This is a genomic window from Gordonia sp. CPCC 206044, assembly GCF_048537895.1.
In the GTDB taxonomy this organism is placed as follows: domain Bacteria; phylum Actinomycetota; class Actinomycetes; order Mycobacteriales; family Mycobacteriaceae; genus Gordonia.
Map to the genome: position 1 here is coordinate 403,460 of NZ_JBCLVL010000004.1, position 25,707 is coordinate 429,166.

Sequence of the window (25,707 nt, forward strand, 5' to 3'; positions counted from 1 at the left end):
TCTGTTGGGTGGCATGGTCTGCTCGATGCGGGTCAGCCCGGTGTCACGGTCTCGGTCAGGCGCCACGACGCGCCCGCGTCCTGGTGCTGCCAGAACTTCGCGAACCTACCATTCGCGCCGAGCAACTCCTCGGGAGCACCGGACTCGACCACCGCCCCGTCCTCGACGACCACGACACGGTCGACGCGACGCAATCCGGCACGCCGGTGCGCGACGATGACGCGCGTACGCGGCACGTCGTCGGACGACAGCGCATCGACGATGGCCCGCTCGTTCTCGTTGTCCAACGCGCTGGTGGCCTCGTCGATGAGCAGTACCGACGCGGGCTTCACCAGCGCACGGGCGATGCTGACGCGCTGACGTTCCCCGCCGGACAGCACCGAGCCCCCCTCCCCGACCTGCGCCGCGAATCCGTCCGGCAGACGGTCGGTGATCTCGTCCACGCGTGCTGCCGAGGCGGCCGCACGAACCCGAGCGGGCGCCGCATCCGGTGCGCCTGCAGCGATGTTGTCCTCGATCGAGCCGACCATCAGGTACGGCTGCTGAAAGACCACGCTGGTCAGTGCGCGTCGGGATTCGGTGTCGAGTGTGGCAGCGTCCACGCCGTCGAACAGGATGCGTCCCGACGTGGGCTCGTGGAGCCCGGCGATCAATCCCAGGATGGTGCTCTTGCCGGAACCGGACGGTCCGACGATCGCCGTGGCCGAACCGGCGTCGAGGACGAGGTCGAGACCGTCGAGAACGGGGTGTGCCGGATCTCCGTAATGGAAACCGACGGAATCGAATTCGATCCGAGGCGCCTGGTCGAGGGACAGTTGCTCGGCCCCACTGGCGACGACCGGCGCGTCGAGCACCGTCCGAATCCGCTGCAGGGTCAGGCGGGTGGTCTCCAGGCCGGGGGCCAGAGCACCGAGCGAGGTGAACGGTTCCAGGTATCGCACGGCAACGACGATCAGCGCGACCGCCTCGGGCGTCGACAGGTCCCCACGCACCGTCAGCCACGCCGCGGTACCGGCGAGCGCGAACAACGCGATCTGACTGACCACGCTGAACACCAACTGACCGGGGATCTGCATGAGCAGCAACCGCATCGTCGCACCGTGCTGATGGCTCAGTGCGCCGGCGACCAGACTGCGCTCGGGATCCACCCGTCGCGCGACCCGCAGCGCCTGCTGGGTTCGGGCGAACTCGACGATCCGCTCGGTCAGACGCGAGTTCGCCTCGTCGGCAACCTGATCCGCGCGTCGACTGACCGCTCCGGTCGCCCACAGGGCGGTCAACAGTAGCGGCACTCCGGCGAGCGCGACCAGCGCGAGCTGCCAGGCGATGGGGATCAACGCGACCGCGATCGCGATCGGCAACAGAACAGCCCCGATCAGCGGCACCACCAGATAGATGATCACGCCCACCAGATCGGGACCCGTGGATGCGATCGCCTGTCGCGCCGTGGCCGTGTTGTCGGCGCCGAACCAGGTCAACCTGGTACGCGAAAGACGTTCGGCCACACCATGCTGCGCGCTGTTCAGCACGCCGAATCCGAGCTCGTAGGCCACCCGCGAACCGGCGGCGTCGACCGCCCATCCGACGATCGTCACCACCGTCAGAGCACCGAGCCAGATCAATGCGTCGTCGTGTCGGCCTTCCACCAGCGCCGAGATCAGCGGCACCAAGATCACCACGCCGACCGCACGTGCGATCACCGAGATGATCGAGTAGCCGACGAACCGGATCAACTCGGCGCGGCCCTGGGTGGGCAACAATGCCAACAAAGTGCGGATCATCGGTCCACTCCTGCCATCCGCTGCGCTTCACCGGTCGATTCCCACAACGTTCGATAGCGACCGCCGGTGGTCAGCAATTCACTGTGCGTTCCGGATTCGACGATGCGACCACCGTCGAGGACGACGATCCGGTCGGCGTCGACGACGGTGTGCAGCCGGTGTGCGACCACCAGCACCGTGCGATCATGCGCGAGCCGACTCAACGATTGCTGCACAAGGTATTCCGATTCCGGATCGGCGAACGCCGTTGCCTCGTCGAGGATCAGCACCGGTGCATCCGCGAGAAGGGCGCGGGCGATCGTCAGACGCTGACGTTCACCACCGGAGAGCGCCGCGTCGGGGCCGAGTACCGTGTCGTAGCCGTCCGGCAGACGCAGGATGCGGTCGTGGATGTTGGCCGCGCGCGCCGCCTCCTCGATCTGTTCACGGGAGGCATCGGGCACGGCGAGGGCGATGTTCTCCGCGACGGTGCCGTGCACGAGTTCGGTGTGCTGCAGCACGAAACCGATCCGCCGGTACAACTCGTCCGAGCTCAGGGTGCGGATGTCGCACCCGCCGATCCTGATCGAACCCGCGTCCACATCGTGGAACCTGGCCAACAAACCGGCCAACGTCGATTTCCCGGAACCGGATGCACCGACCAGCGCGGTGACCGTCCCGGGCTCCAGGGTCAGCGAGATGTCGTGCAGCACCGGAAGGTCGCGCCGGTACCCGAAGACGACCCGGTCGAAGTCGACCCGGGCAGCCGGCACCGTCGCCTCCGCAGAGCCCGGCAGGACCTCGAGTTCGGGTTCGTCGAGCGTCACCTGGATGTCGCGGGCCGCGAGCATGCCGCTGCGCAGCCCGCTCAGGCCGTACCCGATACCGAGCAGTCGAGCACCGAAGGTGGTGCCGAGCAACAGGAACGGCAGCAGGTCGACGGGTTCGACCCAGCCCCAGATCACGAACGCGGTGCCCACCGCGGCGATCAGCCAGAGGAACGTCGTCGGCCGGGTGACGAGGTCCATCACCGTCTTGGACCGCACGAACGGCCGTTGCCAGTCCTCGAGGAAGTCGATGTACCCGTCGAGGCTGCGCCGGAAACCCGACGCCATCACACCGCCGAACACCCGGATCACCGGCTGCGCATCCAGATACGCCGCGGTCTCGCTGTTCATCCGCTCGGCCCAGACCTGCGACTGCGGGATCTTCCCGCCCGACGCGATCACCATGCGATACATGGTGAGCACGTAGCCGAGCACCGGCACGAGCAGGAACAATGCGATGCCCCAGTCGACGGTGAAGAGATACACGAGCACCGCGATCGGCGCGACAACAGCGGCGACCGCATCGAGGACCGCATGGGTCACCAGGTAGTGCAACGACAACGTGTTGTCCTGCACGACCGATTTGATGCTGCCCGAGGTACGTGCCGTGAACCAGCCCAGCGGCAGACGGGCCAGCTTGCCCAGCAGCCGACTGCGCACGTCGCGCGCGAAGTTGCCGTCGACGGCGTGCAGCCACAGCAGCAGCACCGCCTCCAACAACGCACCGACGCCCAGCAGGATCAACGCGAGGATGCCGACCGCCCAGAGTTCGCTCGAGTCGGCACCCGCCAACAGCCGTCGGCCCAATTCCACGAGCAGCAGGTACGGCGCGAACTGGAAGAGTGTGACGATCGCCTGCAAGACGCCCGCGGCGATCAGCGTGCCCTTCAGCGGTGCGAGCAGGCGACCTGCGGCGTTGGCGTGCCATTGCCCCGACGCGGGAGTGTCCGTGGATGGCGGCGCGGCGGCGGCCGGAACTGGTGCCGTCTCATCTGCAGAGTCGATACTCGCCTCGATGGTGTCGACCACCGGGGTCTGCGCCTCCGGGTCGCGGTCTTTGCCCATCGCCTTGCCCTGGGCCCAGTACGCCTGCGCGTGCACCTCCGAGCGCGGGAAGCCGAACTCCTTGAAGCGTTTGCGAACCTCCTTGAGGGAGTTGGACTCCAGACCGACCCAGGCGTACCAGTTCGACCAGTCGCGGGTTTCCAGCGCGGTGGCCAGGGACGCTGCGTCGGCCCGCTGCACCCAGTGCACACGCAGCCGGGGATGACTGTTCAGGGGGATCTCACGGTCGGCAGGCTCATGCTCCTCGAGGTACAGCTCCACCGGGATCTCGGCAGGCATCGCGTCCACGATGGTGTTGATCGCCGGAATCGACGCGGAGTCGCCGATGAGCAGATAGCCCAGCGGCGGGTTCTCCTTCGGCACCTCGAAGGGCACCGAACTCATGTACATCACCGACAACTCGTCTCCGGGCTGCGCGTCACGTGCCCACTGGGACGCCGGGCCGGACGGCTCGTGCAGGACGAAGTCGATGGCGAACTCACCCGTCTCGGCGTCGGCCTCGGCGAAGGTGTAGCCGCGCTGGTGTTCCTTACCCGCGCCGTCCGGGAACCACCCACGAATCCACGAGGTCGGCCCTGTCAGCGCTTCCGTGAACAATGTTTCCGAACGGAATCTGATCCGGACACAGTGCGACGTGATCGACGTCGATCCGATCACCGTCACCTGGTGGTCACGCGCGCCGAATGCGCGCATGACGGTCCCTCCGAAGCCGCGAGCAGCCATCGCCGCCCTCCGTTCCCCTACCCGTATCGCCAGTGGACGTGCCCGCCGGCCGGCCCGGCCGTCGGTTCGCGTGACGACCGACTGCACGACCACACCTGCAGGTTCATGGGGAAGGCTACCCTAATCTCTCGATGACCTGGCCTGGACGACCGGGCCGTCGGTCGCACACGCTCCTCGCTGGTGAAGGCACCGCGGAGCAGGGTCGCGCCGTGCATGGCCATCACCTCCAGGAGCACGTGGCCGGAATGTGCAACTGCCGCAACGCTGTAGGTGATGATGGTGTGTGCGGCGGTCGGTGGTCTCGATACGGCTCCTCGGCTGGCGCCTCGGTGCCTACTCGACCATCGGTCGGTGCGACAAGCGGGAAGGTCCCAGCGGTAGGTGCGGTGGGTCAGGAATCCGACGTCGGGCCGGGCAGGATGCCCAGCGCAATTCCGTCGAGGATGTCGTGTTCGCTCACCACGAGTTCGGTGATGCCGGCTCGCCGACGCAGTTCGTCGGCCAGTTCCATGGTCACCAGCGATCCCCCACCGATGACGTCGACGCGGCCCGGATGCATGGGCCCCAGCGCGGCACGCTCGGCTCGGGTCATCGCGACCAACCTGCGGCACACGACGTCGAGATCGTCCAGCGAGATCCGGGACAGGTGGATCGCATCGGGATCGTATTCGGTCAGCCCCGCACCCACGGCGGCCAACGTGGTCATCGTGCCTGCGACGCCGACCCAGGTCCGCGCACCGTCGACCGGCACCGCGGCGAACGCCTCGTCGAGTCGGCGCCGCGCGAATTGCCTTGCAGCAGTGACCTCGTCGTCGGTCGGCGGATCCGACGGCAGGCACCTCTCGGTGAGACGCACACACCCGATGTCGGCGGAGAAGGCGGCGCGGACACCGTCGCCGTCGCCGACCACCACCTCGGTGGAGCCTCCGCCGAGGTCGGTCACCACGAAAGGTCCACTCGCGGGGTCGAGTTCACCGACAGCACCCCGAAACGACAGACGCGCTTCCTCGTCACCCGTGATCACCTCGGCGACTGCGCCCGGCACCACTCGGCCGAGGAGGGCGGACGTCATCTCGAAGAACTCGTCGCGATTGGCGGCGTCACGCGTGGCCGACGTCGCGACCATACGGACTCGATCGGCACCCAGCGACAACAGGATCTCCACGTAATCGGCCAGGGCCACCCGGGTGCGCTCGATCGCCTCGGCGGCGAACCGGCCAGTCGCATCCACACCCTGGCCGAGCCGGACCACACGCATCTCACGGTGCAGGTCCACGAGACGACCGGAGTCGTCGGACCGGGCGACCAGCAGGCGGATCGAGTTGGTCCCGCAGTCCACCGCGCCGACTACGGTCATGCGGTCGGATCCTCCGGTGCGGTGTCGGTGGGCTCGTCCCGGTCCGCAACGTGCGCGGGCCAGTCCTGCGGGATGGCGGTGCCCCGCAGCGCGCCGGTCGCGGCCAGCGCGACGGCCTCGTCTCCGAGCGGGTTGGTGCCGGGGCCCTTTGCCAGGGAATGCGCCATCAGTACGTGCAGGCACTTCACGCGATCGGGCATCCCACCGCCGGTGAAATCGGTCCCCAACGACTCGATGGCGTCGCGTTCGGCCAGGTACTCCTCATGTGCCCGCCGGTAGGCGGCGGCGAGTTCGGGATCGGACTGCAGACGGGCGGTCATGTCCTTCATGACCCCGGCCGACTCCTGCCGACTCGCCTCGGCGGTCAGACGTGAATCGGTCAGATAGTAGAGCGTCGGAAACGGCGTGCCGTCGGGAAGTCGGGGCGTCGTCTTGATCACCGCGGGCGCCCCGTCCGGAGTGCGATAGCTGACCTCGATGACACCGCGGGGCTCACGTCCGAGCTGTGCCGCGATGGTGGCGAGATCCGATTCCGAGACGCTCACTTGGCGTCGGGCGGAGTCGACACCGACTCCCACAAGTTGCCGTACCAGGGATTGCGGGCACGATCGGCCGCCTGCTTCTGAGCGGCGGCGCGTGCATCGTCGCCGGGGTACATCATCACCAATGCCTTCTCCCCCGGCCGCACGAACTGAAGACGCTCGCGCGCCTTCGCCTCGACGTATGCGGGATCTCCCTGTTCATTGACCTTCTGCTGATAGTCACTCACCTGCGTGCGCAGCTGGTCGTTGCTGGTACTCAACTGATCGAACTCGGCGCGCTGCGAAAAGTAGGTTCGCACCGGCATCGCCAGCGTCAACGCGACGACACTGACGACCAACGCCAACACGATCGCACGCTTGGCGTCGAGGCCCTCCCAACGCGCAGCGATCCGAGCCGCGTCGAGCCGTCGGCCACGGCCGCGATCCCGACGGACCCGCGTCGCGGGCGGTACGTCGACGTCGTCGAGTTCGAGGTCGTCGGTGTGAACTTCCTGCTCACCCGTCTCGGTGACCGATCCACGCAATGGACGTGTCGGCCCGGCGCCGGCCCCCGGAGACCGGGGACCGGCCGGGCCGCGCGTGGTCGCACGCCGGTCCGCCCGCACCCGATGACGCCGCGTGTTCGGCGCCCCACGAGTCGATTGGGCCCGCTCACCACGCTCTCGGTGCCCGCCTGATGTCATGGGGAACAGCTAATCACGAACCGAACGAGAACCGTGGGAAGGCGAGGTCCCCCGCGTAGCGTGCCGCGTCTCCCAGACCTTCTTCGATGCGCAGCAGCTGGTTGTACTTGGCGACGCGCTCGCTGCGTGCCGGCGCACCGGTCTTGATCTGGCCGGATGCGCATGCCACCGCGAGATCGGCGATGGTCGTGTCCTCGGTCTCACCCGACCGGTGGCTCATCATCGTCTTGTAGCCGTTGTTGTGCGCCAGAGCGACCGCATCGAGGGTCTCGGTGAGCGAACCGATCTGGTTCACCTTCACCAAAAGTGCGTTGGCGACGCCCTCGGAGATCCCCCGCTCGAGTCGTTCGGGGTTGGTGACGAACAGGTCGTCGCCGACGAGCTGCACCTTGTCGCCGATCGCCTCGGTCAACTTCGCCCAGCCTGCCCAGTCGTCCTCGGCAAGACCGTCTTCGATCGACACGATCGGGAAGTCGGTGACCAGCTTCTCGAAGTAGGCGATCATGTCGTCCGACGACCGGTCCTGACCCTCGAGCTTGTAGACGCCGCCGGAGAAGAACTCGGTGGCCGCGGCGTCGAGGGCGATGACGACATCCTGGCCGAACTTGTAGCCGGCGTTGTCGACCGCGGTACCGATCGCCTCGATCGCGGCTGCACTGTTCGGCAGGTCGGGCGCGAAGCCGCCCTCATCACCGAGTGCCGTGTTCAGCCCCTGCTTGTGCAAGACCGACTTGAGCGCGTGGTACACCTCGGCTCCGCAGCGCAACGCCTCCTTGAAGGTGGGAGCTCCCACCGGGGCGATCATGAACTCCTGGAAGTCGATTCCGTTGTCGGCGTGCTCACCACCGTTGATGATGTTCATCATCGGGACCGGCAGGATGTGTGCGTTCGGGCCGCCGATGTAACGGAACAACGGCAGACCCGCGGACTCGGCGGCACCCTTGGCCACGGCGAGCGAGACACCGAGGATGGCGTTGGCACCGACGCGGCCCTTGTCCGGGGTGCCGTCGCAGTCCAGGAGCGCCTGGTCGACCAGGCGCTGGTCCTCGGCCTCGAGCCCGATCACTGCGGGGGCGAGTTCGCTGAGCACGCCCTCCACGGCCTTGGTGACACCCTTGCCGCCGTAACGTTCACCGCCGTCGCGCAATTCGACGGCCTCGTGCTCACCCGTCGAGGCACCGGACGGGACCGCGGCGCGAGTGAATGTGCCGTCGTCGAGTACCACCTCGACCTCGACGGTCGGGTTGCCCCGAGAATCGAGAATCTCGCGTGCACCGACCTGCTCGATCATTGCCACAGCCCTAGCCCCTTACGGTCGACGGGTCGGCGTCGTCGACGACACCGACAGGTACGGGTCAAAGCCTAATCTGTCCGTGCGCGACACATGTGCCAAGGGATGGACTCGTGAGCCGACCCGGCTCAGTACCGGACGTTGATCGAGTAGGCGTTGGCGCGGTCGCGCACGTCGAGGACGTATTTGGTCGAGTTGTTGTAGACCTTGACGGCCTTCTCCCAGCCCTCCGGCGTCGTCATGTCGCCACCCGCCGAGACGCACAGGTAGCGGGCCGCCGACAACGCTGCGTCGTCGAGGTTGTCGGGATTGGCCCGGCCGTCGCCGTTGGCGTCCACGCCGAAGCGGTTCCAGGTCTCGGGGATGAACTGGAACGGGCCCATCGCACGATCATGGGTGGGGTCGCCGTCGATCTTGCCGCCATCGGTGTCGTGGATGGTCATGTTGCCGCGGGTGCCGTCGAGCGCGACCCCTCGGATCGGCGGCGAGGTGTCGCCGTTCGGCGCGATGTCGGTGCCGTGATGGGTTCCGTGTTTGCTCTCCACGGCCGCCACCCCGGCGAGCGTCGTCCACGCCAGCCCACATTCCGGGTGTTGCTGGCGCTGGATCTCCGCCGCGTTGCCGTAGGACTCCAGCGCGATCAACGGAATGCCGGTGGAATCGGAGATCGGGGTCGCCCAACCACGCAACAGTTCGGCGGTGCGGCCGGGCGCGTTGATGTCGATGTACGGCGTCGGCGCTCCGGCACCCGGCGGGATGCCGTCGGGAATGTCGGGGCGGGTGACCCTCGGCAGGTCCAGGCAGGCCGACACGAACAGCAATGTCGCACCGAGCGCCAGCGAAACCAGCACGCTGCGCCGCACGTTCACCGTTCCGACACGCACCTGGCAGCCTCCCTCCGAGTTCTCCGACCGAGAACTCGGCCGATGTGACAACTGACAATCGGGTCTTTCGGTTCCCGGATGCGGAGGCTATCGTCACGTGGTTAGCCTCACCAAACCAGCGTCTTGCGATGCTGCGAGCAGTTAGGTCCGCATGGAGTACTTGGCCGCGGGTAGCGCGCCGTCGGTTTTCGCGCAGATGTTCGGGAGCGGGCTCATAGGACTTCGCGAAGGCCTCGAAACGGGCATCGTGGTGATGGTTCTGGTGGCATTCGTGGTCAAGGCGGACCGACGCGATGCCCTGAAATGGATCTGGGCGGGCGTTGCCGCCGCGGTGGCGATGGTCATCGCGATCTTCCTGATCATCCACCTGGGCACCTCAACGGTCACCACGCTGACAGCCGAGCTCATCGCCGGCGTGGCATCGCTGGTCGCAGTCACCATCGTGACGTTCATGGTGCTGTGGATGAGCAAGGCGGCCGTGCACATCTCGTCCGATCTCAAACACGACATGTCGACGGCCCTGATGACGAGCGCGTCGGCGGTCCTGGGTCTGGCGTTCCTCGCGGTCGGTCGCGAGGGATTCGAGACCGCCCTCCTGATGGTCGGATACGCCGAGAGCGTGTCCGGTGGCCTGTGGCCGCTGCTCGGCCTGTTGGTCGGCATCGTGGTCGCCGTCGTGGTGACGGTGCTTCTCTACCGGGGCGCGATCCGCCTGAACTTCCACAAGTTCTTCCTCTACACCGGCATCTTCTTGATCTTCGTCGCCGCCGGAATCCTCTCGTACGGCGTCCGCGCACTGCAGACGGTGGGGTGGCTGCCCGGTGGCAACGCGCTCGCCTTCGACATCAGCGAGCACTACGACCAGTCGTCGTGGTACGGCACGGTGTTCGCCGGCATCTTCAACTTCCGACCCGACCCCACGGTCCTGCAGGTCGTCGCATGGTGCGTGTACGTCGTGGTCGTACTCTTCTTCTTCCTGCGCGCCAACCGCCAACGTCCCGCCGCCCCGAAACGCGCCGAGTCGACGTCCCCATCCCCGGCCGCCACAGACGCCGGTATCTGAAAGGAATGCAGTTGAACTCGAGAAGCACCACCGCGGTCACGATGCTGTCGCTGGCAGTCGCCGCGCCGATGCTGCTGGCAGGCTGTACCTCCAAGGCGGGCGCCGACGGCGCGATCGCGGTCACCTCGACCAACGACGCCTGCGAGCTCGACGGCACCGACGCCCAGACCGGCGACGTGAGTTTCAAGGTGACCAACAACGGATCGAAGGTCACCGAGTTCTACGTGTACGGCAACAACAATCGCGTGCTGGGCGAGGTGGAGAACATCGGGCCGGGCCTGTCCGGCAATCTCACCGTCGAGGTCACCGATCCGGGCACCTACACGGTGGCCTGCAAGCCGGGCATGGTCGGCACCGGCATCCGCGAGGAGATCAGCGTCAGCGGTGAGAGCAAGGAGAAGTCCCAGGACCCGGCCGACGTCAACAACGCCAAGGAGCAGTACGTCACCTACGTCCGCAATCAGCTGAACACGCTGGTCGCGCAGACCCAGAGTTTCGTCGGCAACATCAAGAGCGGCAACCTCGACGCAGCCCGCGCCGAGTTCGGCCTCACCCGCACCCCGTACGAGCGGATCGAGCCGGTGGCGGAGTCGTTCCCCGACCTCGATCCGGCCATCGACATGCGCTGGGACGACACCGAGGACGGCAAGCAGCCGTTCACCGGATTCCACCGTCTGGAGCGCTACCTGTGGCCGCCGCAGCAAGCCGAGATCGGCGACGCGCCTGGCCAGATCGCACCGACGGACGCGGCCGACGCGAAGGCCACCGACACCAAGGCGAACATCGACAAGGTGGCCGACGAACTGCTCGCGAACGTCACCAAACTCAAGGAGGAGGTCGGCAAGCCCGACTTCACCTTCGAGACCCGCTCGTTCGTGCAGGGACCGCAGGCGCTGATCGACGAGATCGCAGCCACCAAGGTCGATGGTGAAGAGGATCGGTACTCGCACACCGACCTGTGGGACTTCGCGGCCAACGTGGACGGTTCGGAAACCGCCATCGCGACGATGCAGCCGATCATCGCCGCGAAGGATCCGCAGTTGATGGACAAGATCACCGGTCAGTTCGGCGAGGTGCGCACGGCGATCAACCAGTTCCGTGAGGGCGACGGCTACGTGTCGTACACGCAGGTGACACCCGAACAGCGCAAGGATCTGTCGAACAAGATCGACGCCCTGTCGGCAACGCTGTCGCAGGTGCCGGGGCTGGTGCTGGGCTGATGACCGACGACACCCCGACTCCTGCCGAACCCCCCAAGCGGCAAGGCTTCTCGCGCCGTGCACTGCTGGGTGGCGCGGGCGTCGGGGTGGTCGCCGCAGCGGCGGGCGGCGCCGCGCTGGGCCGGGCCACGGCAGCCGAGGACACCGGCACCGACATGGTCGCCTTTCGCGGCGAACACCAGGCAGGCATCGTCACGGCTGTGCAGGACCGTCTGCATTTCGCCAGCTTCGACGTGATCACCGACTCGCGGGCCGATCTGATCGCGATGCTCAAGGCCTGGACGACGGCCGCCGAGCGGATGACCCGCGGAGAAGAGACGACACCCGACGGCGCGGTCGGCATGGGTGACTACAAGCCGCCCACCGACACCGGTGAGGCACTGGGCCTCGGTGCCGCCAACCTCACCCTGACCATCGGGTTCGGGCCGGGCCTGTTCGGCCCGAGTGTCTCGGATCCGGCCCGGCGCGACCGTTTCGGCATCGCGGACCGCAAACCGGCCGCCCTCGCCGACCTGCCTGCCTTCGCCGCCGAGAAGATCGAACCCGCCCGATCCTTCGGGGACATCTGCATTCAGGCGTGCGCCGACGATCCGCAGGTCGCCGTGCACGCCATTCGCAACCTGGCCCGCATGGGCACCGGGGTGGTCGCGGTGCGGTGGTCGCAATTGGGATTCGGCCGCACCTCGTCGACCACCGAAGGTCAGGACACCCCGCGCAACCTGTTCGGCTTCAAGGACGGAACGGCCAACCTCCGCGCCGAGCAGACCGACCTATTGGACCGCTGGGTCTGGGTGGCGCCCGAAGACAACCCGGCCGCCGCGCAGTGGATGACCGGCGGCACCTACCTCGTCGCGCGACGTATCCGCATGGACATCGAACCCTGGGACCGCGGCAACCTGCTCGAACAGGAACAGATCGTCGGGAGGTACAAGGGCTCGGGCGCCCCACTCGGCCAGCAGGACGAGTTCGACACCCCGGACTTCAACGTGACTTCGTATGGCGCACCGTTCATTCCGAGAACCGCGCACGTACGCCTGGCCCACCCCGACAACCTCGGCGGCATCCAGATACTCCGTCGCGGCTACAACTTCACCGACGGCTCCGACGGCTTCGGCCATCTCGACGCCGGGTTGTTCTTCATCGCGTTCAACCGTGATACGTCCAAGCAGTTCGTGCCGATGCAGCAGGTGCTCTCTCGCCAGGACGCGATGACCGAGTACCTGATCCCGAACGGCTCGTCGGTGTTCGCGATCCCGCCCGGCCTCCGGCCCGGCGAATGGTGGGGGCAGCACCTCTTCGAGGGCTGAGCGCTCCTCAGCGGTCGCCGTCGACGCCGAATCTCGACCAGGCGTCACGACTCTCGAGTGCGACGCCGTGCGCCGCCGCACGCTCCTCGATGGCCCGCACCTCACGCATCAACGCTCGTACACGTTGACGCGCAACCTCTTCGACACTGTCACCGCCAGGCGCCACGACGACATCGGTGACCGCCGGGTCGATCGCATCCGCGGGAAAGTCGGCGGCGGCGAGGCGCTCGAGCACCTTCTGCGTCAGGGCCAGTGCGGGCGCAGTGGTCGCCACACCGTCGAGCACCGAGCCTCGCCGCTTCTCCGCAGCCTTGCGTTCCTCCCACTCACGGATCTGTGTCTCGAGGTCTGCATGGGCGCCGGACAGGACTCCCGGTGTTCGGCGCGTGACCTTCTCGGTGAAACTGCGCGCGACGTCGTCGATGGTGAACGGGTCGGCAGTGTCGTCGGCGGCGATGCGGGCATGGAACAGTATCTGCAACAGCAGGTCTCCGAGTTCCTCGCGCAGCAACTCGGGGTCGCCGTCGTCGATCGCGTCGAGCACCTCGTAGCATTCCTCGAGAAGATAGCGCCGCAGCGACAGATGTGTCTGCGTACGCTCCCAGGGGCCCGACCGCCGCAGAGTCTCCATCAGCGCAACGGCTTCGAGTAGGTCTTCGCCGGGTTGTCTGCTCGCGGCGATGAACTCGTCGTCGCGTTCGCGTCGCGCGGTGACGAACGGATGCGTGCGGTCGCTGGTGATCAGGGTGGCCTCGGGGTCATCGACGTCGGTGCGGACGGACTCGGGAAGGCCCAGATCTCGCAGGGTCGACGGACTCACCTCCGCGGTGACGACGACCGGTCCGGACAGCAATCCGATCGCGCGGATCGGGATCACGTCGGGCCGAAGCGGATCGAGGAGAACGACGGTCACCGGGCAATACCTCCCGCTCGAGGGGTGCGGTCCCGACGGCAGCCGACCACCGCCGTCGTCGTCGGCGTCCGGGCGGCCATCACTCGGCCGATGCCTGCGGCGGTCGCAACGACAACAGGAACGTGGTCAGGTAGTCGATGAGTTCCTCGTCGCGCAGTCGCTCGGAACCCACACCACCGGTGCGCGGGATCGGCAGGGTCACCACCGACGTCGTCGCCCGGTAGCCCGCCGACGAGTACAGCCGCTTGAGACGGACCTGTTCGCTGTCCAGCAGCGAAATCGGCGCGATCTTGACATTCGTTCCGGCCAAACCGATCTCGTTGACACCGCGTTCGCGGCAACGCAACCGCAGACGTGCGATGGCCGCGAGCCGGCGGGTCTCCTCGGGTGGTTCACCATAGCGGTCGGCGAGTTCGGCGAGCACCCCGTCCACGACGGCATCGTCGGTGGCCGACGCCAACTTGCGATAGGCCTCCAGACGCAATCGGTCGGAATCGACGTACTCGACCGGGATGTGGGCATCGACGGGAAGGTCGATCCGAACCTCGGTCTGCTCGGTTGTCTGCACCGGCGTACCGTCGGCGGCCGCGCGGTAGGCCTCGACCGCCTCCCCCACCAGCCGGACGTAGAGGTCGAAGCCGACGCCTGCGACGTGTCCGGACTGCTCGGCGCCCAACACATTTCCCGCACCACGCAGCTCGAGGTCCTTGAGTGCGACTGCCATACCGGCGCCGAGTTCGTTGTTCTGCGCGATGGTGGCGAGCCGGTCGTAAGCCGTCTCGGTGAGCGGTCGCTCGGGACTGTAGAGCAGGTAGGCATAGCCACGTTCGCGACTCCGGCCGACCCGGCCGCGCAGCTGGTGCAACTGCGACAGTCCGAGGTTCTCGGCGCGATCGACGATGAGGGTGTTGGCGTTCGAGATGTCCAGGCCGGTCTCGATGATGGTGGTACACACCAGCACATCGAACTCACGGTTCCAGAATCCGGACACGGTCCGTTCGAGCTGGTCCTCGTTCATCTGCCCGTGCGCCACCACGACGCGCGCCTCGGGCACCATCTGGGCGATGTCGCGCGCCGTCTTGTCGATGGTCGACACCCGGTTGTGCACGTAGAAGACCTGACCGTCCCGCAACAGTTCCCGTCGGATCGCCGCGGAGACCTGTTTGGGCGCGTAGGCGCCGACGTAGGTCAGCACCGGATGACGCTCCTCGGGCGGGGTGAGGATGGTCGACATCTCGCGGATGCCCGCCATCGACATCTCCAGGGTGCGCGGGATCGGTGTCGCCGACATCGTCAGGACATCAACGTGGGTACGCAGCGATTTGATGTGTTCCTTGTGCTCCACACCGAAACGCTGTTCCTCGTCCACGATCACGAGGCCGAGGTCCTTCCAGGTCACACCGGTCTGCAACAGACGATGGGTGCCGATGACCACATCGACCTCACCGGTGGCCATCGCCTCGATGATCTCCTTGGACTCCTTGGCATCGGTGAAGCGGGACAGTCCGCGCACCCGTACCGGGAAGCCTGCCATTCGTTCGCTGAAAGTCTGCAGATGTTGTTGGGCGAGAATGGTCGTCGGTACCAGAACGGCGACCTGCTTGCCGTCTTGCACCGCCTTGAACGCGGCGCGCACGGCGATCTCGGTCTTGCCGTAGCCGACGTCGCCGACGATCACGCGATCCATCGGTACCGCTTTCTCCATGTCCGCCTTGACCTCGGCGATCACGGTCAGCTGGTCCATCGTCTCGGTGAAGTCGAAGGCGTCTTCCATCTCCCGCTGCCACGGCGTGTCCGGGCTGTATGCGTAGCCGGGTGCCGCATGTCGCGCGGCGTAGAGCTGGACTAGCTCACCGGCGATCTCCCGAACCGCCTTACGCGCCTTGCGTTTGGTGTTCTGCCAGTCCGAGCCGCCCAACTTCGACAGGGCAGGCTGCTCACCGCCGACGTAGCGTGACAGCTGGTCGAGCGCGTCCATCGGCACGAACAGCCGGTCGGCGGGCTGACCGCGTTTGCTCGACGCATACTCCAGCACGAGGTACTCGCGTCGCGCCCCGGAGACGGTGCGTTCGATCATCTCGACGAACTTCCCGATGCCGTGCTGATCGTGCACCACGAGGTCGCCTGCCGACAGTGCGAGCGGATCGACCTGATTGCGACGTTTGGCAGGCAACCGTTTGCCGTCACGGACACTGGCCACCCGGTTGCCGGTCAGATCCGCCTCGGTGACGATCACCAATCGCGCATCCGGACAGACGATCCCGCGCCGCAGGGTGCCGTGGTACACCGACACGTGCCCCGGTTCCGGGCGCGCGCCCGGTTCGGCGATCTCGGCCGGCACCTCGGCCTCGGACAGCCGCTCGCGGACACGCTGCGCAGTTCCCTTGCCCGCCACCACGATCGCCGCGGCTCCGCCGGTGCCCACGTGCGCGCGCAACGTCGCGAACATGGTCGTGATCTCGTCCTCGCTGCCGTGTGGCGCCGGCCCCGCCGTCAGGTCGAGAGCGAGTTCCTCGTCGCTGCCGGTGGCGAGTGGGCTCAGCGTCCACCATGCCCGCCCGGCGGCGAGGGTGATCTTCTCGACGTCGGCGAGCGCGCGATATGAACTGGCCTGCAGGTCGATTCCGGATCCGTCGGCTCCACGGCCGTCCACCGGGGCGGCCGCGCCGAGCGCCGCGGCAGTCCAGGACGCCTCGAGGAACTCCGCGCCGGTCTGGGCCAGGTCGGCGGCTCGTGTCCGGATCTTCTCCGGATCCAGGAGCAGCACACCGGTGCCGTCGGGGAGCACCTCGGTCAGCATCTGCATCTCGCCGTCGACGAGCATCGGGATGAGGGCCTCCATGCCCTCCACCGGGATGCCGTCGGCGAGCTTGGTCAGCATCTCGGCGAGCACCTGTTCGCCCGCGTGACGCTGGGCCAACTCGGCGGCGCGTGCCCGGACGTCGGCAGTCAGGATGATCTCGCGGCCCGGCAGGATGCGGACGACCGACGCGTCGATCTCCGGCTGACTGCGCTGGTCGGCAACCGAGAAGGCGCGCATCTCGGAGACCTCGTCGCCCCAGAATTCCACACGCACCGGGAAATCGGCTGTGGTCGGGAAGACGTCGAGGATGCCGCCGCGCACCGCGAACTCACCTCGACGGCCGACCATGTCCACGCGCTCGTAGGCCATGTCGACCAGGTCGGCGAGCAGACCGTCGAAGTCGACCTCGATGCCCTCGCGCAGCACGATGGTGCGTACATCACCCAGTCCGGGGGCCATCGGCTGTACCAGCGACCGCACCGTGGTGACCACGACCCGAAGCGGCGACCCCTCCTCGGGGTGGGCGAGGCGGTGCAGCACGGCCAACCGCTGCCCCACCGTGTCGGCGCTCGGCGACAGGCGCTCATGCGGCAGGGTTTCCCACGACGGGAACTGCGCAACGGCCGTCGGGTCGTCGAGGAGTTCGGTGAGTTCGGTGGTCAGGTCGTCTGCTTCACGTCCGTTCGCGGAGACCACCAGCAACGGTGCATCGCCGGTTGCGGCGAGACTCGTGACCACGAACGGCCGGGCGGCGTCGGGGGCGGTGATGTCGAGACGGTCCTGCCCCCGCCGACCGACCAGGTCTGCGATGGACTTGTCCGCACATGTGACAGCTGCGAGCCCATGCAGGGCGGAGGGAGATGACACTCAAGAGATTGTAGGCGGGTGCGACGACACTTCAGACCGTCGGTCGCTGCATGTAGACGCAATCGATCCAGCGGTCGAACTTGTATCCGACCCCCGGGGTCCGCCCGACCTCGGTGAAACCGTGTTTGGCGTGCAGCGCGATGGACGCGGCACCGCCCGGATCCGCGATCACGGCGACGATCTGGCGCACGTTGGCCGGATCTGCGGCCTCGAGCAACGCCACCATCAACGCCGAACCGATCCCCTGGCCTCCGGCGGCGGGATGGAGGTAGATGGTGTCCTCGGCCGTCCACGCGTAGGCCTGTTTGCCCCGGAATGCTCCGAGGTAGGCGAAACCGACCACGTCGTCGGCGAGTTCGGCGACCAGGAAGGGCCGCTCGGCCGCATGGATGGCGGCGAGCTTCTCCTCCCACGTCTGCGTCGTCGGTGCCACGTAATCGAAGGTGGCGACCGTGTGCTCGACGTAGTGTCGATAGATGTCGGCGATGGCACTGCAGTCGGCGACAGTCGCGGGACGGATGGTGGCCATGGTGTCGATGATGCCGCAACGCAACCGGTGGCGGGACGATCGGTGCCGCCCCGGAATCATCCGGACCACGGTCCGGTTGATGGTGACATGAGCATGCCCGCGGCCGACGGCCGTCAACCCGCCCTGTTCCTCAGCCATGGCGCACCGCCCCTGGTCGACAGTGAGCGCTGGGTCCACGAATTGACGGACCTCTCGGCCCGTCTGGACAGGCCGACGGCCATCCTGATGGTGTCTGCGCACTGGGAGGCCGCCCCGCTGACGATCGGCTCGACAGACCCGACCGTCGGCCTGACCTACGACTTCTGGGGCTTCCCGGACCGTTTCTACGAGACCACCTACTGGTCACCCGGCGCACCCGATCTGGCGGACCGCATCGCCGCGCTGATGCCCGACGGCGAACCGGTGGCACACGATCGGCATCGCCGACTCGACCATGGTGCATACGTCCCGCTCACGGTGATGTACCCGGACGCCGACATCCCGGTCCTGCAGATCTCACTGCCGACGCTGGACCCCGAATCGCTGCTGACCCTGGGCCGGCGGCTGGCCCCACTGCGCGACGAGGGGGTGCTGATCATCGGCTCGGGCTTCACCACCCACGGACTTCCCTACCTGACCGATCCCCGCCCGGAGGCGGCGCCGCCCGGTTGGTCGGTGGAGTTCGATGCGTGGGCACACGAACGATTCGCCGCAGGCGATGTCGAGTCCCTGATCGACTTCCGACGCCGTGCACCGGGTATGCCGTACGCGCATCCGACGATCGAGCATTTCTCGCCACTGTTCGTTGCCCTGGGCGCGAGCGACGATCCCGAGCAGATCCCCGATCAGGTCATCGACGGCTTCTGGATGGGACTCGCCAAACGCAGCCTGGTGCTCTCGTGATCCCGTAGAGACCAACTCGCGTCTGCGCCTCTCACGCGAGATCAGTTGGTGCAGTGGATCAATCGGATTCGGCGCTGGTTCGCCCGACCGGTTCGACGTAGTCGGGGCCGACGAGTACCGGGTGCGGATCGAGACGGGTGAGCCCGTTCCAGCACAGATTCACGAGGTGGGCAGCGACCACTTCTTTCGAGGGCTCCCGTACGTCGAGCCACCACTGTGCGGTCACCGACACCATCCCGACGAGAGCTTGCGCATAGAGCGGAGCCAGCGCGGGATCGAATCCGCGACGTTCGAAATCGCCCGCCAGGATGTGCTCGACCTGACTGATGGCGTCGTTCAGCAGACTCGAGTAGGTGGCGGTCTCGCTGGTGCTGGTGCGATCGCCGCGCACCAGGATGCGGAATCCGTCGGTGCGCTCCTCCATGTAGGTCAGCAGCGCCAACGCCACCTGCTGAATCCGGTACAGCGACCGGTTCTTGGTGAGCGACGACGTGACCATTTCCAGCAGTGTCTCCATCTCGCGGTCCACCACGACGGCGTAGAGACCCTCTTTGCCGCCGAAGTGCTCGTAGACGATCGGCTTGGAGACCCCGGCGCGCTGGGCGATCTCCTCGATGGATGTGCCCTCGAATCCGCGTTCGGCGAACAATCCGCGGGCGACCTCGATCAGCTGCAATCGACGCTGGGCACCGGTCATCCGGGCCCGAGGTGCGCGCTGCACCTCTTCGGACTTGTCGCTCGGCCGGCTCACTGCCACGCCCACAACACTAACGACGTGACGCCGGGTGCGGTAATCAGTAAGCATGATGACGATCGAAGAGATCTCGGCGCGACTGGAGATCCAACAAACACTCACCGATTACTCGACCGCCGTGGACTCCGGACGTTTCGACGACCTGGATGCCGTGTTCACCACGGATGCCGTCGTCGATTACAGCGTGATGGGCGGGATCGTCGGCGATCTCACCGAGGTGAAGCGATGGCTCGCAGAGGTGTTGCCTGCGTTCTCTGCCTACTGCCATCTCCTGGGCAACCACGACATCCGTGTCGACGGTGACACGGCCACAACCCGGAGTCTGTGCCTGAATCCGATGCAGACGCCCGATCATTCGACGTTCCTGATCGGGATCTGGTACGTCGACACCTGGGTACACACCGACGATGGGTGGCGCATCCGGAGCCGCGTGCTGGAAAAGTGTTTCGACGAAAAGGTTTGACGCAGGACGGCCGAAACGCCAGACACACCCGACAATCGTTACGGATTCGACATCTGCCCTGGTCAGCTGAATATTCCGCGGGCTGCGCAGCCTCGGCAACGCCGATCTCGACGACCTGACGAGTCCATTGCCGCATGCGATCTCGCCTACGCCGATAGTCTGACCGATGGTTCAGCTCGTGATTCCGGTCGCCGGTTGACGATGCTGGACACGGTCGGGCGTGACGACGAGGGGATTCCCATTGCAGTTGTGGGACTACGTACAGGATCAGGCGAGCACGCTGACCTTTCTCACCTATCAACACGCATCTCTGGCCTTTCAGACCGTCCTCGTCGGCACGATCATCGCCGTCGTCGTCGCGGTCATCGTCTATCGGCTCCCGTTCTTCTCGGCCCTGACATTGACCAGCAGCCGTGTCGCACTCACCATCCCGTCACTGGCCCTGCTGGCCCTGTTGATCGTGCCGTTCGGCCTCGGTGTGGTGCCGTCGTTCGTCATGTTGGCCTTCTTCGCGACGATGCCGGTGATCGGCAACGCGATCGTCGGTTTGCGTTCGGTGCCTCCCGCGGTCGTCGAGGCGGCCCGCGGAATCGGCCTGCCGCGGTGGCGAATCCTGGTGTCGGTGGAACTGCCCATCGCGTGGCCGGTGATCCTGACCGGGATCCGGGTGTCCACCCAGATGATCATCGGCGTCGCCGCGATCGTCGCCTACGTGCTCGGGCCGGGCCTCGGGTCGCTCATCTTCAGCGGTCTGTCGAGGCTCGGCGGTGCCAACGCCCTCGAAATGGCCCTCACCGGAACCATTCTCATCGTCATCATCGCCTTGGTGTTCGACGGACTCCTCGTCCTGCTCGGGCGCGCCACGATCTCCAAAGGACTCCAATGACCCACTCCGCATCCGATTCCGCGACCTCGGAGCGCACCGTCACCGGGGTGCCCATCCAGCTCGACGGTGTGATGAAACGTTACCGGGGACAAGACAAACCGGCGGTGGAGCGTCTCGACCTGGAGATCGAGGCAGGCCACATCGTGGCCTTCGTCGGACCGTCGGGATGCGGCAAGACGACGACCTTGAAGATGATCAACCGCCTCATCGAGCCGACCGAGGGCCGCATCCTCATCGACGGCCGCGACGTCACCCATGCCAACCCCGACAAGCTCCGGCAGTCGGTGGGCTACGTCATCCAGTCCGGAGGCCTCTTCCCGCACTGGTCGGTGACCAAGAACATCGGTGCGATCCCCCGCGTACTCGGATGGGACAAGAAGCGCATCGCCGAACGTACCGAGTATCTGCTCGATCTCGTGGGGCTCGACGCCGACGAGTTCGCCCACCGGTTACCCAAGGACATGTCCGGCGGCCAGCAGCAGCGTGTCGGTGTCGCACGGGCCCTCGCCGCGGATCCGCCCATCCTGTTGATGGACGAACCCTTCGGTGCGGTGGACCCGATCACGCGGGTTCGCTTGCAGGACAGCCTCATCGGTATCCAGCACGAGCTCGGCAAGACCATCGTCGTGGTCACGCACGACTTCGAAGAGGCGACCAAACTCGGTGACAAGGTGCTGATCCTCTCCGAGGGCGGCCACATCGAGCAGTACGCCGCACCGGAAGAGATCCTCGCCAACCCCGCCACCCCGTTCGTCGAGAAGTTCATCGGATCCGGTGCGACACTTGCCCATCTGACGTTCTCCCGGGTACGCGACGTCAAGCACGAACAGGTGACCACCGCGCGTGTCGGGGAATCATCCCAGGCAGTGCTCGCACGGGCCCATCAGGCAGGCAACGGCTGGGTGGTGGTCGTCGACAACGTGGGTCACCCGCGGGCGTGGCCGACACTCGACGAGGTCGCCGCCAAACCACAGATCTCCGACTACATCGAGCCCCGACTGCCCGTGGTGGCCCGCTCGTCGACGCTCAACGATGCCCTCGACACGATGCTGGCCGCCAGCCAGGGCGGCGTCCTGGTCACCGACGGTCGCGGCGTCGTGGTCGGGTCGCTGTCGATCGACACGGTCATGGAGATCATCCGCAACCAGCTGGCCGAGGCGCGCGACGACGAGGAGACCTCCTACGTCGAGCACACGGAGGGCACCGCCACCGACCAGACCCCGGCGATCGTCGTGGCCACCGACGAGGTCGACGACACCGAGCACACCGCCGACCCGGCCGACGAGACCGACGAGCGCTCATGAAGCGTCTGCGACGGTTACCGATGGATGTGTGGTTCGAGCCACTCATCATCGTGGTGCTCCTCGTCGGGTACATCGTCTGGTACCAGTCGACGACCTTCACCGAGACCGAGCAGGCATCGCTGTCCTGGAGCACGCTGCAGACCACCATCATCGACCACATCAAACTGACGTTGGTCTCCACGGTGATCGTGGTGGTCATCGCGATCCCGCTGGGTATCTTGCTGACCCGTCCGTCGATGCGCTGGCTCAACCCGATAGCCGTGAACATCGCCAACGTCGGCCAGGCCGCGCCGGCGGTCGGCCTGCTGGTCCTGTTCACCTTCTGGCTGGGTACCGGATTCAAGACCGCCGTCATCGGTCTGGTCGTGTACGCGGTACTCCCGATCCTGCAGAACACCATCGTCGGACTCCGCCAGGTCGATCAGCGGACCGTCGAGGCGTCCCGTGGGATCGGGTACTCCGCCGTGCGCACCCTGGTGCAGGTGGAACTCCCGCTGGCCGTTCCGGTGATCCTCAACGGCGTCCGGACCGCCCTGGTCATCCTGGTCGGCACCGCCACCCTGAGCACCTTCATCGGCGCCACCAGCCTCGGCACCCTGATCACCACGGGGGTGACCCTGTTCCTGCCGAAACTGCTCGTGTCCGGGGCGATCCTGGTCGGTCTGCTCGCGCTCATCATCGACTGGCTCGGCCGACTCGTGGAATTGTTCGCGACCCCGAGGGGACTGTCATGAGGCGCGCCCGGCCGATCCTCACGCTCGTCGTCGCGATCATCGCACTCGCCGGTTGCGGACTGGTCAGTTCGTCGGGCACCTTCCACAGCGCGTCGCTGCCCGATGGCGAGAAGCCGTTGGACGGTGCGCAGATCTCGGTCACGTCGAAGAACTTCACCGAGAGCATCCTGCTCGGCAAGCTCGCCGCCACGTACCTCGCGGCGGCCGGTGCCGACGTCACCGACATGACCAACGCGCCGGGATCGGCGTCGTCGCGGCAGGCTCAGCTCAACGGTGACGCGGATCTGTTGTGGGAGTACACCGGTACCGCATGGGTGACCTACCACCACGAGACCGACGTGATCGCGGATCCGCAAGAGCTCTGGCAGCGGGTCCACGACGTCGAGTTGAGCGAGAACAACCTCGTCTGGTTGCCACCCGCCAATTTCAACGACACCTACGCTTTCGCGATGTCGACCCCGACGGCGAAACGCCTGAACATCAAGACGATGTCCGACATCGCCCGGCTGCCCGTCAACGAGCGCACCTTCTGCGTCAACGACGAGTTCTTCAGCCGGCCGGACGGGCTGTTGCCGATGCTGAAAACCTATGGGATGCCCTACAACACACCCAATGGCGTACCGGCGGGGAACGTGACGCAGATGGATTCCGGCGTGGTGTACACGGCGACCGCCAAAGGCTCACCGTGCAACTTCGGCATGGTCTACACCACCGATGGCCGGATCAAGAACCTCGACCTTGTCGTCCTCGAGGACGACAAGAAGTACTTCCTGCCGTACAGCGGCACCGTGGTGGTCCGCAAGGAGACGCTCGACAGCCACCCGGAGATCCAGCCGTTGATGGAGACGCTGTCGCAGCGCTTGACCGACGACGTGATGCAGGAACTCAACGGACGCATCGACATCGACGGTGAAGATCCCTCCGACGTCGCCTTCGACTGGCTGAAGAGCGAAGGGCTCGTCGAGTAGCTCGTCAGCCGGCGGCACGCTCGCCGAGGACCAGGCTCAGCTGATCGTGGAGGACCGCGCCGAGATCCTCGTCGGGGTAGCCACCACCGGTACTCGCCATGTGCAGCGCGAGTCCGTCGACGACGGCGATCAACGCTGCCGCCCGCAGACCAGGCTGCGACACGCCTCGACGCTCCAGGGCGTTCGCGAGGCCGTCGCGGATCCGGCGTAGCGTGCGCTCCTGCACCTCGGCAAGCGCCGGCGTGCGGACCGCGAGCGCGGCGAACTCGATCATCACCCGGGCTTCGGCACGGCGTTCCTCGTCGAGGGGCACCAATTCGGCGAGGGCGTCCTCGATCGGGTGTGCCGAATCGCGGACAGCACGATCGACCCGTGCCGACACTCGGTCGACCAGCGCGACGAACGCGTGGATCTGCAGCGAGGCCTTCGTCGGGAAGTGATGCTGGACCGCCCCGATTGACACGCCCACCCGCGCAGCCACCTCCCGGATGGTCGCGGCCGCCAGTCCGTGGTCGGCGGCCACGGCCAGCACGGCGAGACCGAGTTCATCGGAGGTGAGCGGGTCCGGATGGATTCGTCGAGACACTCGACAACCATACATGCGTATGGAACCATACAAACGTATGGAGCGTCGCGTGTCCTTCGTCGGCTCCGGTGCCGCAGCGGTTGCCGGACTGAGCTGGCTCATGTGGGCCGCGGACCCGACCACGTCCGACCGGCCCGTGCAACCCGTGATCGTCACCGCGGTCATGGCAGGCAACGTTGCGCTGACAGTCTTCTCACCTCACGGCAAACGGACAGCGGTGGCCTGCATGCAGCGTTGGCTGGTGAACCCCTTGGTGCGCCTCATGTTTCGCGTCGGCGTCGTTCCGTTCGGCTGGGCCCTGCTGGAGACGACCGGCCGCCGTTCCGGTCTACGACGGGTGGTACCGGTCGGCAACGGGCGCTGCGGCCACACCCTGTGGATCGTGGCCGAGCACGGCATGCGCGCCGGGTATGTGGCCAACATCCGGTCGGATCCGCGCGTACGGGTACGTCTGCGGCTCGGGCTGCGATTCGCATGGGTGGACGGATCGGCTCACGTAATGGTCGACGATGATCCGTTCCTGCGACAACGGATGTTCTGCGGACTGCACCCACTGCGATGGCTCAACGCGATGTACGTCCGCGCACTCGGCGTCGACCCGGTGACCGTTCGCGTCGACCTCGACCCCGCTGTGGCACACCGGCGGCTACGGTGGCGTCGTGACGAAGCCAGTACCGACCGGCGACCGTGGCAGGTCCGACCAGGAGATCCTGCGCCGCGGACTGACCGCGTTCTCGGAGTTGGGATACGACCACACCACCGTTCGCGAGCTCGCCGCCCGGATCGGGGTCAGCCGCAACTTCGTCGGTGATCGCTTCGGTTCCAAGTCGGCATTCTGGTTCGCCGTCGTCGATTTCGCCTGCGCGGAGGCCGAGGTGATGTCGACGCCCGACGCACGCCTCCCCGACGACGAGTTCGTGAAGAAGACGATCCGCGGTTTCTACCGCAATGCCGCACGCCATCCCGACCTCCACCGCCTCCTCGCCGACGAAGCGGCTCGCGATTCGGACCGGCTGACCTACCTGTACGACAAGTACATCGAGCCGTCGTTCGTGCACATCTGGGAGCCGATCGACCGCCTCACCGCGGCCGGGCGAATCCTCGACGTCCCGCGACACCTGCTCTTCTTCACGATCATCGGCCCGACGATGGCGATGACACACGCCCCGTTGGCCGCACGACTCGGCCGCCACACCCCGACGGACATCGACGACCTCGACCGTTACGCCGACCAGATCGCCGAACTCGTGATCGACGGGCTGTTCGTGGTCACCGGGTCGTGACGATTCCACGGAT

The 25,707-nt window shown here is 66.6% G+C and carries 22 protein-coding genes and 1 pseudogene; 11 read left to right on the plus strand and 12 right to left on the minus strand.

The window, feature by feature from the left end:
* Positions 1-32: 32 nt before the first annotated feature.
* The 7 genes from AAFP35_RS08470 to AAFP35_RS08500 all read right to left on the minus strand — a co-directional run bounded on the left by AAFP35_RS08470 (position 33) and on the right by AAFP35_RS08500 (position 9,087).
* Complete coding sequence (locus tag AAFP35_RS08470) at positions 33-1,781, minus strand: ABC transporter ATP-binding protein (protein WP_419221114.1); 1,749 nt, start codon at positions 1,779-1,781, stop codon at positions 33-35.
* Positions 1,778-4,375: an ABC transporter ATP-binding protein/permease gene (locus AAFP35_RS08475; protein WP_419221115.1), complete on the minus strand. Its 2,598-nt coding sequence runs from the start codon at positions 4,373-4,375 to the stop codon at positions 1,778-1,780. The genes AAFP35_RS08470 and AAFP35_RS08475 overlap by 4 nt, the downstream gene beginning before the upstream one ends.
* 391 nt (positions 4,376-4,766) lie before the next feature.
* On the minus strand, positions 4,767-5,732 hold the full coding sequence (locus tag AAFP35_RS08480; RefSeq protein ID WP_419221116.1) for an exopolyphosphatase: 966 nt from the start codon (positions 5,730-5,732) through the stop codon (positions 4,767-4,769).
* Positions 5,729-6,277: a DUF501 domain-containing protein gene (locus AAFP35_RS08485; RefSeq protein WP_419221117.1), complete on the minus strand. Its 549-nt coding sequence runs from the start codon at positions 6,275-6,277 to the stop codon at positions 5,729-5,731. The genes AAFP35_RS08480 and AAFP35_RS08485 overlap by 4 nt, the downstream gene beginning before the upstream one ends.
* Positions 6,274-6,798 (minus strand): septum formation initiator family protein, encoded by a 525-nt coding sequence (locus AAFP35_RS08490; RefSeq protein WP_419221118.1) that lies wholly within the window; start codon positions 6,796-6,798, stop codon positions 6,274-6,276. The genes AAFP35_RS08485 and AAFP35_RS08490 overlap by 4 nt, the downstream gene beginning before the upstream one ends.
* 172 nt (positions 6,799-6,970) lie before the next feature.
* Positions 6,971-8,254 carry a phosphopyruvate hydratase gene (gene eno / locus AAFP35_RS08495; RefSeq protein ID WP_419221119.1) on the minus strand — a complete coding sequence of 428 codons (1,284 nt, stop codon included), beginning with the start codon at positions 8,252-8,254 and terminating at the stop codon, positions 6,971-6,973.
* A gap of 122 nt (positions 8,255-8,376) precedes the next feature.
* Positions 8,377-9,087, minus strand: a complete 711-nt coding sequence (locus AAFP35_RS08500) for a lytic transglycosylase domain-containing protein (RefSeq protein WP_419221167.1) — start codon at positions 9,085-9,087, stop codon at positions 8,377-8,379.
* A 196-nt stretch (positions 9,088-9,283) separates the two neighbouring features.
* On the opposite strand from AAFP35_RS08500, the gene efeU reads away from it, so the two are divergent.
* From efeU to efeB, 3 genes are read left to right on the plus strand one after another with little or no spacing between them, the layout of a single operon-like run.
* Positions 9,284-10,195: an iron uptake transporter permease EfeU gene (efeU, locus tag AAFP35_RS08505; protein ID WP_419221120.1), complete on the plus strand. Its 912-nt coding sequence runs from the start codon at positions 9,284-9,286 to the stop codon at positions 10,193-10,195.
* A gap of 41 nt (positions 10,196-10,236) precedes the next feature.
* Positions 10,237-11,415, plus strand: a complete 1,179-nt coding sequence (gene efeO / locus AAFP35_RS08510; protein WP_419221168.1) for an iron uptake system protein EfeO — start codon at positions 10,237-10,239, stop codon at positions 11,413-11,415.
* Positions 11,415-12,722, plus strand: coding sequence for an iron uptake transporter deferrochelatase/peroxidase subunit (gene efeB, locus AAFP35_RS08515; protein WP_419221121.1), 1,308 nt, complete (start codon positions 11,415-11,417; stop codon positions 12,720-12,722). Before efeO ends, efeB begins: the two co-directional genes overlap by 1 nt.
* Before the next feature lie 7 nt (positions 12,723-12,729).
* Here the strand turns inward: efeB and AAFP35_RS08520 are convergent, their stop codons facing one another.
* The 3 genes from AAFP35_RS08520 to AAFP35_RS08530 all read right to left on the minus strand — a co-directional run bounded on the left by AAFP35_RS08520 (position 12,730) and on the right by AAFP35_RS08530 (position 17,834).
* The gene (locus tag AAFP35_RS08520; RefSeq protein ID WP_419221122.1) at positions 12,730-13,635 is read right to left on the minus strand and encodes a MazG family protein; all 906 of its coding nucleotides are present in this window, start codon (positions 13,633-13,635) and stop codon (positions 12,730-12,732) included.
* 79 nt (positions 13,636-13,714) lie between these two features.
* Positions 13,715-17,305, minus strand: a complete 3,591-nt coding sequence (gene mfd / locus AAFP35_RS08525; RefSeq protein ID WP_419221123.1) for a transcription-repair coupling factor — start codon at positions 17,303-17,305, stop codon at positions 13,715-13,717.
* 31 nt (positions 17,306-17,336) lie between these two features.
* On the minus strand, positions 17,337-17,834 hold the full coding sequence (locus tag AAFP35_RS08530) for an N-acetyltransferase family protein (protein WP_419221124.1): 498 nt from the start codon (positions 17,832-17,834) through the stop codon (positions 17,337-17,339).
* 93 nt (positions 17,835-17,927) lie between these two features.
* Here AAFP35_RS08530 and AAFP35_RS08535 point away from each other — a divergent pair, with 93 nt between their 5' ends.
* A complete protein-coding gene (locus tag AAFP35_RS08535) occupies positions 17,928-18,716 on the plus strand; it encodes a dioxygenase (protein ID WP_419221169.1) in 789 nt (262 codons plus the stop codon).
* A 58-nt stretch (positions 18,717-18,774) separates the two neighbouring features.
* On the opposite strand, the gene AAFP35_RS08540 is transcribed toward AAFP35_RS08535, so the two are convergent.
* A complete protein-coding gene (locus AAFP35_RS08540; RefSeq protein ID WP_419221125.1) occupies positions 18,775-19,473 on the minus strand; it encodes a TetR family transcriptional regulator in 699 nt (232 codons plus the stop codon).
* 46 nt (positions 19,474-19,519) lie between these two features.
* Here AAFP35_RS08540 and AAFP35_RS08545 point away from each other — a divergent pair, with 46 nt between their 5' ends.
* The 5 genes from AAFP35_RS08545 (at position 19,520) to AAFP35_RS08565 (ending at position 23,825) form a co-directional block, all read left to right on the plus strand.
* Positions 19,520-19,933 (plus strand): nuclear transport factor 2 family protein, encoded by a 414-nt coding sequence (locus AAFP35_RS08545; protein WP_419221126.1) that lies wholly within the window; start codon positions 19,520-19,522, stop codon positions 19,931-19,933.
* A gap of 241 nt (positions 19,934-20,174) precedes the next feature.
* A complete protein-coding gene (locus tag AAFP35_RS08550) occupies positions 20,175-20,819 on the plus strand; it encodes an ABC transporter permease (protein ID WP_419221170.1) in 645 nt (214 codons plus the stop codon).
* Positions 20,816-22,123, plus strand: a complete 1,308-nt coding sequence (locus tag AAFP35_RS08555; protein WP_419221127.1) for an ATP-binding cassette domain-containing protein — start codon at positions 20,816-20,818, stop codon at positions 22,121-22,123. Before AAFP35_RS08550 ends, AAFP35_RS08555 begins: the two co-directional genes overlap by 4 nt.
* Positions 22,120-22,857: an ABC transporter permease gene (locus AAFP35_RS08560; RefSeq protein ID WP_419221128.1), complete on the plus strand. Its 738-nt coding sequence runs from the start codon at positions 22,120-22,122 to the stop codon at positions 22,855-22,857. The genes AAFP35_RS08555 and AAFP35_RS08560 overlap by 4 nt, the downstream gene beginning before the upstream one ends.
* The gene (locus tag AAFP35_RS08565; RefSeq protein WP_419221129.1) at positions 22,854-23,825 is read left to right on the plus strand and encodes a glycine betaine ABC transporter substrate-binding protein; all 972 of its coding nucleotides are present in this window, start codon (positions 22,854-22,856) and stop codon (positions 23,823-23,825) included. The genes AAFP35_RS08560 and AAFP35_RS08565 overlap by 4 nt, the downstream gene beginning before the upstream one ends.
* Positions 23,826-23,829: 4 nt before the next feature.
* On the opposite strand, the gene AAFP35_RS08570 is transcribed toward AAFP35_RS08565, so the two are convergent.
* Complete coding sequence (locus AAFP35_RS08570) at positions 23,830-24,411, minus strand: TetR/AcrR family transcriptional regulator (RefSeq protein ID WP_419221130.1); 582 nt, start codon at positions 24,409-24,411, stop codon at positions 23,830-23,832.
* A 262-nt stretch (positions 24,412-24,673) separates the two neighbouring features.
* Here AAFP35_RS08570 and AAFP35_RS08575 point away from each other — a divergent pair.
* Positions 24,674-25,021 (plus strand): annotated as a pseudogene (locus tag AAFP35_RS08575) (nitroreductase/quinone reductase family protein); the annotation flags it as partial.
* 49 nt (positions 25,022-25,070) lie between these two features.
* Positions 25,071-25,694, plus strand: coding sequence for a TetR/AcrR family transcriptional regulator (locus tag AAFP35_RS08580; RefSeq protein ID WP_419221131.1), 624 nt, complete (start codon positions 25,071-25,073; stop codon positions 25,692-25,694).
* The last annotated feature ends 13 nt before the right edge of the window (positions 25,695-25,707 follow it).